This is a genomic window from Pantoea sp. BR_17 (genome assembly GCF_041955125.1).
Taxonomy (GTDB): Bacteria; Pseudomonadota; Gammaproteobacteria; order Enterobacterales; family Enterobacteriaceae; genus Pantoea; species Pantoea stewartii.
The window spans coordinates 1-8,915 of record NZ_JAVAXT010000021.1 but is presented as its reverse complement, the minus strand read 5'-3'; the positions used below and the strand labels follow the sequence as shown (position 1 = coordinate 8,915).

Below are 8,915 nucleotides of genomic sequence, written 5' to 3'. Positions count from 1 at the left end.
TATTCCCATCAAGTGATGTGCGGTATAAATTATGCACCCACACATTACAATAGTTGATGACTCTTGCAGCTTTTAAAATTGTAAGTAAATTCTCATGCACGACATGCCCATCTTTTACATTCATCAAAGACCTATCCTGGATTTTCTCAGGTATTAACCCTTAAGATTAAACCCTCAAAATTTTCCGGAAAAGTCTGTTTTGTATGTTTTGCTGGACCTGAGACTATACTCAATAAAATACAACATATGCTGCCGCCACGAAGCGGCAGCATAGTCCGAACCGTCGGACGCTTTTAAAGCCAGGTAATGAGGAGAATGCTATGTTAGGAGACAACGAAAAAGTGACGAATGTTGTCACTGGTGAAGCCCTTTTATCGTTGATCAATGAAAATGCAGTGGTCAGTAACGAATCTCTGGCATCACGTCTGCGTTTTTTTCTGAGAACGGAGAAAGATGCTCAAAAACGTAGGGCAATACTCAATGCACTTCAGACAGTAAACGTGTTGTCTGAACATCTTGAGTCATGTGCCAATTTCAAAAACGCTTATGCGCACATTTTCCCCCCATCCGGCACGATACACTGATATCAAAACTACCAAACCGTCTTTTATGACGGTTTGGTAGAACCATGACCATAGTAACTTAGGGGCATTTACCTTATTTCGCTATTGGCAGGTCAGTGATTCGGGTCGTGTAGGCTGGCGAAAGCATGTCGCGTTTCATCGCCCAAGATTTTTCAATACCCTGTCCCGCAAAAAACAAGCTTGCTTTACCGCTTTGGTTGAGGCCATCGATGACACGCATCAATGCCTCACTGTTGGCCTGTGGCCTATACTCATCAAACAGATTGAGCTGAGCCACCCCCTGGCTGTAGAAATCGCCCAACATAACGCCTGCTTTCATATAGCGGTGTCCGTCCATCCAAATTTGGTCGAGCGCATCCACTGCCACACGGATGATGTCACGCGTATCATTTGAGGGGGCAAGCAGCTTGCCTGTCGCCTGATTCCCGTAAAAGACCTCACCCTCTGCATGTGGACTGGTTCGGACAAAAACAGCTATCTGTTTACAATACTGCTTTTCTTTTCTCAGCTTTTCGGCCGCGCGTTCAGAAAATGAACATACAGCCTGCCGCATATCCCTATATTGAGTAATTCTCGAGCCGAAAGAACGTGAGCATACAATCTGCTGTTTAGTAGGGGCAAACTCTTCCGGCTCCAGACAAGACTCCCCACGCAGCTCTCTAACGGTCCGCTCAAGCACAACATTGAAATGCTTACGGATGATGTAGGTGCTTTGCTCCGCGAGATCTCTGGCTGTGGTAATGCCTATGGCGTTGAGTTTTTTGCTGATGCGCCGACCTACGCCCCAAACGTCCTCAACTGGCACAAGCGCCAGCAATTTTTTCTGCCGTTCGATATTAGAGAGGTCAAGCACGCCTCCAGTTTTAGCCCATTTTTTAGCAGCATGGTTAGCTAATTTGGCCAGCGTTTTGGTCTGCGCAATACCCACGCCGACTGTCAGGTGTGTTTCCATTTTAACTCTGGCGCGCACCTTCCTACCCAACTCCTCAAGTGACGTCAGCCTCTCTATACCATCCAGGCACATGAAGGCCTCATCAATCGAATAAATCTCTACGGCCGGGGCCATATCTTCAAGCGTCGTCATTACGCGGTTACTCATATCAGCATACAGCGCATAATTGGAGCTGAAGACATGAACGTTTTGCCGTCTGAATTCATCCTTAAGCTTGAAATAAGGCGCCCCCATTGGTATCTGTAACGCCTTTGCCTCCGCTGAGCGGGCAATGACACAGCCATCGTTATTACTCAGTACCACGACGGGTTTTCCACGGATGTCTGGCCTGAAAATCGTTTCGCAACTCGCATAAAACGAATTTACGTCAACCAGGGCAAACATCAGATGCCACCGTTTGGATTGAAAACCTGAAATACCCTTTCCTCACCTTCTGCAGGAGAGATATCACGAAAGGTTGTCGTATGGGCTTCGATCCATTCGTTAGCCGCACGAAGCGTGTACTGCCAGTTAAGTCGTTCGAGCTCACGTACGAAATCGAGCGTGCTGAGTGTGTAGCGACCTTCAACGTCACGTTTCATTGCCTGCCTAAAGGCGATCATAATTTCGTAGTCACGGGGCATTTCAATACCCTCCAATAAGTACTGTATATAATTACAGTACAGTTAAACTTAGTAAATGATCAAGCCGCCTCGGTTAGGAGTTTTGTAAAGCTGTTGGCTGGAAAGGGATTTTTGTGCGGGAATAAAATGCTTGGTGCAACTTTAACCAAAACTTACCCCCTGCCACAGAAATAGTTCTGAATCATAAATGTATGTCCTGCCCTGATTCAAACAGCAAGGTTGTGCCCCATTCATAAAAATCTGCGAGTGTGTTGTTCCGGCCAATTTCAGGTCAATCTAAAACCTATCCACTGAAGAAAATGGTGGTGTCTAGGGCAAAAAGACTCCCCAGACAAAATTTTTATGAAACTCTTCAAGACATACCATGTCACTGAAATGTGCATGTTCTAAAGAGAAAACCACTTTATGAATCTAATAATAATATTGTTATCAACCAAAAAATGGCAATATTTAACATCCCTGCAACACGCCATTTAATTATATTAAAATCAGCAATTTACGATGATTTTCATTTTTGTTATTAGCTATAGTTTTTTATTATTTCATTCGCAAACATGATTCAATCAAATTCAGCTTAAGAGGCCCTCCCAATTTTGGTGGGACCGATTCAACGTTAAGCGGCTAAATTCTCAAAAGGAGATAAACATGCCAACATGTATAACTGAATTGACAATTCTTAATGAAGGAGAACTGGTCATAAGCCTTGAAGATGGAAGAACATATTACGGTGCGCCACTAGCTGGCTCAATGGGCTACGCCATGCCCACCTTATTCAAAAAAGAGGTAAAACTCAGCCTTAAAAGCAGTTTGGATTTGAAGGATTTATATAGAGCTTATTATGCTCGCATGATATATAAAACCCGAAAAGACAGGCCAGTAGATAATTTAATTATTAGTCTTTATACCGTTCCGTGTTTGAGTGATTCCTCGTTGTTAGCTGAGATACGAATGAATATTAAAGAAACTGAACACAGTGTAACTGCCAGGACAGCAGGACTGTGGGCCCCGTTAGACGAAATAGGGGACAATGATCTCTGATTGAGAGAAAATAAAACTCGAAGATAAAAGTGCGTAATATACCCGGCCTTTATCGGCAAACCGTTGAAACAAATTTGCTTATATAAAGACAGAGTATAACGCACTTTTCATGTCGCTGTAATGGTTGAGCAATGCAAAAGCATGCTTTTAACATACAATTCATACCTTTACTTTTTGGAGTAGTAATGGAAGGAGATAAAACACATACAGTAAAAATGTGGTTCGTTGCTGGCTGGGATTTAGAAAATAAAAAATTATTTCAGATAGATGAAGAAGATACCTCACTTAATAAATAATGATGTTAAAATTGAAAAAAATTTATGCCTTGTTAAGGAATATAAGAAACTAAAAAATCTCAACCTGTTACCTGAAGGGGCATATCATTTTTCTTACCAAGAATTAAGAAACTGTTGAGCTTAACTGACTATCTGCATCTTGTATCAACAACTCCGTATGTTTATTCCCTTGTCGCACCTTCTTAAGGCGGTTAGCCCGCTACTCGCTATGGCGAAGGCTCTGCGGTTAGAAAGTAATTCCTCAGCCAACAGGTGCATCCGCAACGCCAGTAAAGACCATGAGTAACGTAAAAAAGCGGATTAATTTAGCCCTGATCACATACTACCGCTTCGCTTTCATGAGAAAATCCTTTTGGAGAAGGTAGAGTAAAATGCCTTTGGCATTACATCTAGCCTGTTAGCGCAATTGTGTGCTTGTATGCCAGACTCATACGTGGAGTGATTATGGTTCTAAATACCCTCTTCCCAGTGTGTAATGCTTGGCAGACTTTGGTCAAAAATTTGAATCTTCGGCCTGAAAATATTTTGCGTCGCGCGGCACTTCCAGAAGATTTTTTTAGTAAAAGGCTGGCGCTTTCTCCTGAGGACTGTTTCCGCTTATGGCGCGCGATGGAAACTGAGTCTGGTGATGCTATGTTTCCCTTGCGAGTCATTGAAACCTTAACAGCTAAATCGTTCAACTCCGCTTTAGTCGCAGCACTGTGTAGCGGCAGCTTCATGCAAACAATCAAGCGGATTGCTGTATATATACAACTTGCATGCCCCATCGAGCTTGAGATTGATGTAAATGAAGCAGGCGAACTCAAAATTACGCCTCGGTGGATGATGGTTAAGATGGATGTGCCAACATCACTTCAGGTCGCTGGAATTGGTTTTCTTCTGCGACTTGCCCGAATCGCTATGCGTGAACCCGTTAAACCACGTCAGGTAATTCTGCCCGCCGTTCCTACCGGTGCTCATATAAGAGGCTATGGACAATTTTTCGGCATTGCTGTCAGTCAAGGTACGCTCCCCTCAATAACCTTTTCAGCCCTAGATGCTTCTCGACAATTCATTACTGCCGGTTAGCCATATCACAAGCAAAATATCCTGACCTCGGGCGAAGCCTGAAAAAAACTGGGCCTATCGATGGCACAACCATCAGTGATGGTGTCGAGGTGGGCCCAGAGGTGAACGCTCTCTTCGACAGGGCCTTGCCGCGATATGCGAATAATCTGGTGTGCCTCCGGTATCTTTTTCAGTCGACTCAGAAGCCTTAGTAAAGGTAATCAAACGAAAATCCAGTAAAGGCTAATGCTGATGTGTTCAGAACTTTATCCCATGAAATGATGATTATTTAGCTTAAGTACTTTGTTTAACGTTGCTAAAAATTAATTGCATAAAGAAGTAATTCAACCTCGCGGTATAAAGTTAATGAGTGAATTACCGATATAATGATTAAGGTGCGTTACAAATGTATCTTTTGTAATTGTCACTATAACGAATTAATTCACCAGGAATTAAAAATGAATAAGATTCTTAACAATATAAGTCTTACCGCCAAATTTGCCATTCTGGGCCTGTTTTCCCTTGTTCTGTTCTCAGTTCCTACCATGCTTTTTGTGTCCGAAGGTAATAAATACATTCAGGATAAGCAACGAGAGGTAACAGGTGTACCCGTAGAAAATAAGATTTTAGCCCTGCTCAATTTGATACAGCGCCATCGTGCAGAAACCGCCCTTGCCATTGCAACCAAAAATCCCGCAACACCGTCCCGCGTTCAGGTCAGAGATGAAATTGAAAACATCACTGATGTTATTACCAAAGATATGGCCAAGACAGAAGGCAGCGCTGCCATAATCAGCAAAATCAATGATGTGCGCACACAGTGGAGCCAGCTACAGCAGAGAATCGATTCTTCACAACTGACTCTGACAGCCAGCCTTGATGCGCATGCCCTCCTCATCCGCAACCTTTTGAACGCGAACCGTGATGTGCTGGATTTTTACGGCCTTTCACTTGATTCAGATATCAACACGTACCGTTTAATTACGAGTAATTTTTCATCATTGCCTGAGCTGACCGAAAGCCTTGGGAAAATACGTGCATTCGGCACGTCACTTCTTGCCCGAAATGAAACCATAAGTGAAGCAGACTCTGTCCGTATGGAGTCTTTAATCAGTAATGGTTCGTATAACCTGAATTTATTTGCTCAGGATTCTGAAAAACTGTTTTTATCTGATAACACACTTAAGCAAAAATTTAGCGCAAATGCAGATGCAGCCGTTGAGGAGGCAAACAGTGCTCTCAAAACCGCTGAAGCGATTTTCATTAACCGGAGCATGACGAATCAGAACCCGAAGGACTATGCAGCGCTCTTTACGCACGCTATTAACAAATTCAGCGACTACGCCATTGCCGGAGGTAATGAACTGAATGAAATGCTGAATGGGCAGATTAAGGAACACCGGTATGCACAATATGCTCTACTGACCGTTCTTGTTTTTATCGTTTTGTTAGCAGTAATTTTCGCTCTGATTATCATTCGCTCCGTTACCAAGCCTATCAGTGCAGCCTCAAAGCTTGCGCTTGAAGTCGCAGGTGGTGACCTTACGTCAACATTTACGGTGAAAGGACGTAATGAAACTGCCGGACTGCTCAAGGCATTACTGCAAATGAGTCAGCGACTTACACTTACGGTTGAAAACATCAAAAGCAACGCTGTCACTATTGCTACGTCATCTGAAGAAATTGCTCGCGGAAATGGTGATCTGTCGGCACGAACGGAAGAGCAGGCAGCCTCTCTGGCTGAAACCGCGGCCAGTATGGAGCAGTTATCGTCAATCATCGGCAATAATGCGGATAACACCCGTCATGCTGCTGAAATGGCCAATTCCGCTACCAGTGCGGCCTTAAGAGGCGGTGAGGCGATGGAGTCAGTGCTGAATTCAATGGAAAAGATAAGCAACAGTGCGGGGCAGATTAAAGAGATCATCTCCGTTATTGACGGGATAGCGTTTCAGACGAATATTCTTGCTTTAAACGCAGCCGTTGAAGCTGCCCGGGCAGGTGAGCACGGCAAGGGCTTTGCTGTTGTTGCATCTGAAGTCAGAGCACTGGCACAGCGATCGGCTGGAGCGGCGAAGGAGATTAAAGGACTGATTGAGCAGTCAGTTGAGCATGCCGAACAGGGAATTTCGATGGCCCGGGATGCCGGTGAAAAAGTTAAGCAAAGCGTGGAAGCTATTGAGCAGACATCGCAACTAGTCAGAGAGATTTCATCTTCTTCTGAAGAACAGAGTGCGGGCATATCTCAGATAAATATTGCTGTGACACAGATGGATCAGGTTACGCAGCAGAATGCCGTACTGGTTGAAGAGTCTGCATCATCTGCTGATGAACTTGCAAACAGGGCAGCAAGCCTGAGAGATGCTGTCAGCGTTTTCCGTACAAACGCTGTATAAGTGGTTAAAATATTTTAGTTGTGTGCCATTTAACGCGGCAACACTTTTACAAAACTGCGTCTGTATTTGCACTTGATAAGCCATCTTCAGGGATGGCTTATCTCATTTAAAGCCATGATAAAGTTATACTGTTGCAATTAAAGGCCCGGCGGACTAATCAAACGCCTGTTCAAATATTTGGCATTAATCACCCAATTACCCTATGAGCTTCGCTCATAACATCCGAAGTACGGCCTTAAACGGGTTCCTCTTTAAAGTTGTTTCTGTTGCAGCTGGCCTTCATACTTCCTCTCGTGCCGGACGGCGCGTTACACCTTCCCTTTGGGGCGCTGTTCTGCACCCGCGCCGTCCGGCCGTCCAGTCAGGTTCTCACTGCGCAATTTAATCAGGTCGGTTTTTTCAAACAGTTTCTTCTTAATCAAATTGATTGTCATAACCCGGGCAGTTCCTCAGCTAAATAGATTCATCGCCTGAGTGTGAGCGCCCACGGAGCTTCAAGCGTGGCGGCATGCTACTCAATATCCAACCATGGACAGCTAAACCGTATCTGTTAGAAGGTATGACAGGGTTTGATTCATCATCAATTTGTACGCTCCTTTAAAGCGAACAACTCAGTTGCATAACCCGAAACGTAAGGATTTACCTATGTCATATACCGACGACGAGATTGAGAAACTGCAGGATTATAGTACGCTGCTCCGCAGTGCCGTTCTGGACAGCAATGAAATGCTAGGTTTAGGCATTGAAGTGCTCACGCTGGTCAAAAACGATATTGACAACGGTGCAGCTAAAAACATGGAAATCCAGACGCAATATCAAGTCAGACAAACGCTGATGTACATGAAAGAGCATAAAAAACAAAACGATCAGTTCCGCGAGGACGGAGACCCGCCGCCACGCAACTTCCAACAGATCGAGCATCCCGTTTAACTTAAAGGCCGCCTACGGGCGGTTTTGTGACATTATGCAGCGCTATAGACTTGCTCATGGCGGACAGTCTTCACCCATTATTGTGATGAGAATAATCTTTTAAGGCGCTTTTCCTCCAGCTCCTTTCAGGAGCATTTACTCTGGAGAAATTACGCCTTTGATCCCTGTTGTTATGTCTGACAAATGATAAATAACGTTAGGTTTAGCGATAGGCTCGTTTAAGTGTTCAGATTTTCACTCAGCGCGATGAAATAGTGACGGCGATTCTCATCACTTCTGATAATAATGCGGACTCATCACCGCCAATATTCCTGTACTTTCAGCATGCCCGAGAATTTCCTGTTTGGAATCTGTCATTGCCCAAGTAATACGCGATTCGAAAACTCTTTCCTGAGCTCAATGCTGTAAGCACTGTTATAAAAGCTGACCCTCTCTTGAGCTTTTTCGAATTCGTTACTGACCTTTTTATTCACAGGGACGGAACCGAATACATTTTTAAGTTCACTTTGCGTCTTTTCACTGACTAACCAGTTTATGAAAAGTGCGGCGGCGGCAGGGTGCGCTGAGTTTTTTGCCATAACGACAATATTAGCACCGGCGGGCATGCCAAAATCAGGTATGTAAAACTTGATACGTGACGTCACTGCTCCTGTTTTTTGAAGGGTTAACAAATGATCCTCCCAGGCCGGAGCAAGAGCAAGCTCTCCGTCATTAATGCGGGTCAGGCTATCAGCCTGGGATTTTGTAAGTGTTATCTTATCTTTATTATTAATGAACCATTGCCATCCTTTCTTCCATTGCTGCAAAATGACAGGGACTTTTTTATCTGCAAGATTATATTTACCCTCTCCTTTTAGCGTAAGAACTCTTTGTATAAAAGCTTCACCGGCTCCGCCATTTTGAGGATCATTGTATCCAAAAAGTTTTGGGTTGCTGTCGATGAAAACCTGAAGCTCGTCCAGCGTTTGCGGAAGTGTGTTATTTTTCATTTGCATTGGATCATATGCAAACCCCGTCTGATTACCCCAAAATGCAAGGCCATATCCCTG

The 8,915-nt window shown here is 44.1% G+C and carries 10 protein-coding genes; 6 read left to right on the top strand and 4 right to left on the bottom strand.

The window, feature by feature from the left end; translation table 11 throughout:
* Positions 1–320 precede the first annotated feature (320 nt).
* Complete coding sequence (locus tag RAC60_RS21825; RefSeq protein ID WP_375094338.1) at positions 321–584, top strand: hypothetical protein; 264 nt, start codon at positions 321–323, stop codon at positions 582–584.
* 73 nt (positions 585–657) lie between these two features.
* On the opposite strand, the gene umuC is transcribed toward RAC60_RS21825, so the two are convergent.
* Together umuC and RAC60_RS21815 are read right to left on the bottom strand one after the other, a co-directional pair.
* Complete coding sequence (gene umuC, locus RAC60_RS21820; protein ID WP_375094337.1) at positions 658–1,920, bottom strand: translesion error-prone DNA polymerase V subunit UmuC; 1,263 nt, start codon at positions 1,918–1,920, stop codon at positions 658–660.
* On the bottom strand, positions 1,920–2,159 hold the full coding sequence (locus tag RAC60_RS21815) for a DNA polymerase V (RefSeq protein ID WP_375094336.1): 240 nt from the start codon (positions 2,157–2,159) through the stop codon (positions 1,920–1,922). Before RAC60_RS21815 ends, umuC begins: the two co-directional genes overlap by 1 nt.
* Before the next feature lie 645 nt (positions 2,160–2,804).
* Here RAC60_RS21815 and RAC60_RS21810 point away from each other — a divergent pair.
* From RAC60_RS21810 to RAC60_RS21795, 4 genes are all read left to right on the top strand, one after another.
* The gene (locus RAC60_RS21810) at positions 2,805–3,197 is read left to right on the top strand and encodes a hypothetical protein (protein WP_029569596.1); all 393 of its coding nucleotides are present in this window, start codon (positions 2,805–2,807) and stop codon (positions 3,195–3,197) included.
* Positions 3,198–3,328: 131 nt separating this feature from the next.
* The gene (locus RAC60_RS21805) at positions 3,329–3,493 is read left to right on the top strand and encodes a hypothetical protein (protein WP_375094335.1); all 165 of its coding nucleotides are present in this window, start codon (positions 3,329–3,331) and stop codon (positions 3,491–3,493) included.
* Positions 3,494–3,937: 444 nt separating this feature from the next.
* Positions 3,938–4,561 (top strand): AraC family transcriptional regulator ligand-binding domain-containing protein, encoded by a 624-nt coding sequence (locus RAC60_RS21800; RefSeq protein ID WP_375094334.1) that lies wholly within the window; start codon positions 3,938–3,940, stop codon positions 4,559–4,561.
* 437 nt (positions 4,562–4,998) lie between these two features.
* Positions 4,999–6,936 carry a methyl-accepting chemotaxis protein gene (locus tag RAC60_RS21795; RefSeq protein ID WP_375094332.1) on the top strand — a complete coding sequence of 646 codons (1,938 nt, stop codon included), beginning with the start codon at positions 4,999–5,001 and terminating at the stop codon, positions 6,934–6,936.
* 308 nt (positions 6,937–7,244) lie between these two features.
* On the opposite strand, the gene RAC60_RS21790 is transcribed toward RAC60_RS21795, so the two are convergent.
* Positions 7,245–7,370 (bottom strand): hypothetical protein, encoded by a 126-nt coding sequence (locus RAC60_RS21790; protein ID WP_259018415.1) that lies wholly within the window; start codon positions 7,368–7,370, stop codon positions 7,245–7,247.
* 211 nt (positions 7,371–7,581) lie between these two features.
* On the opposite strand from RAC60_RS21790, the gene RAC60_RS21785 reads away from it, so the two are divergent.
* Positions 7,582–7,866 carry a hypothetical protein gene (locus RAC60_RS21785; RefSeq protein ID WP_029569599.1) on the top strand — a complete coding sequence of 95 codons (285 nt, stop codon included), beginning with the start codon at positions 7,582–7,584 and terminating at the stop codon, positions 7,864–7,866.
* 353 nt (positions 7,867–8,219) lie between these two features.
* Here RAC60_RS21785 and RAC60_RS21780 read toward each other — a convergent pair.
* Positions 8,220–8,915: ABC transporter substrate-binding protein (locus RAC60_RS21780; protein WP_375094330.1), on the bottom strand; the 696-nt coding region annotated here is incomplete at its 5' end.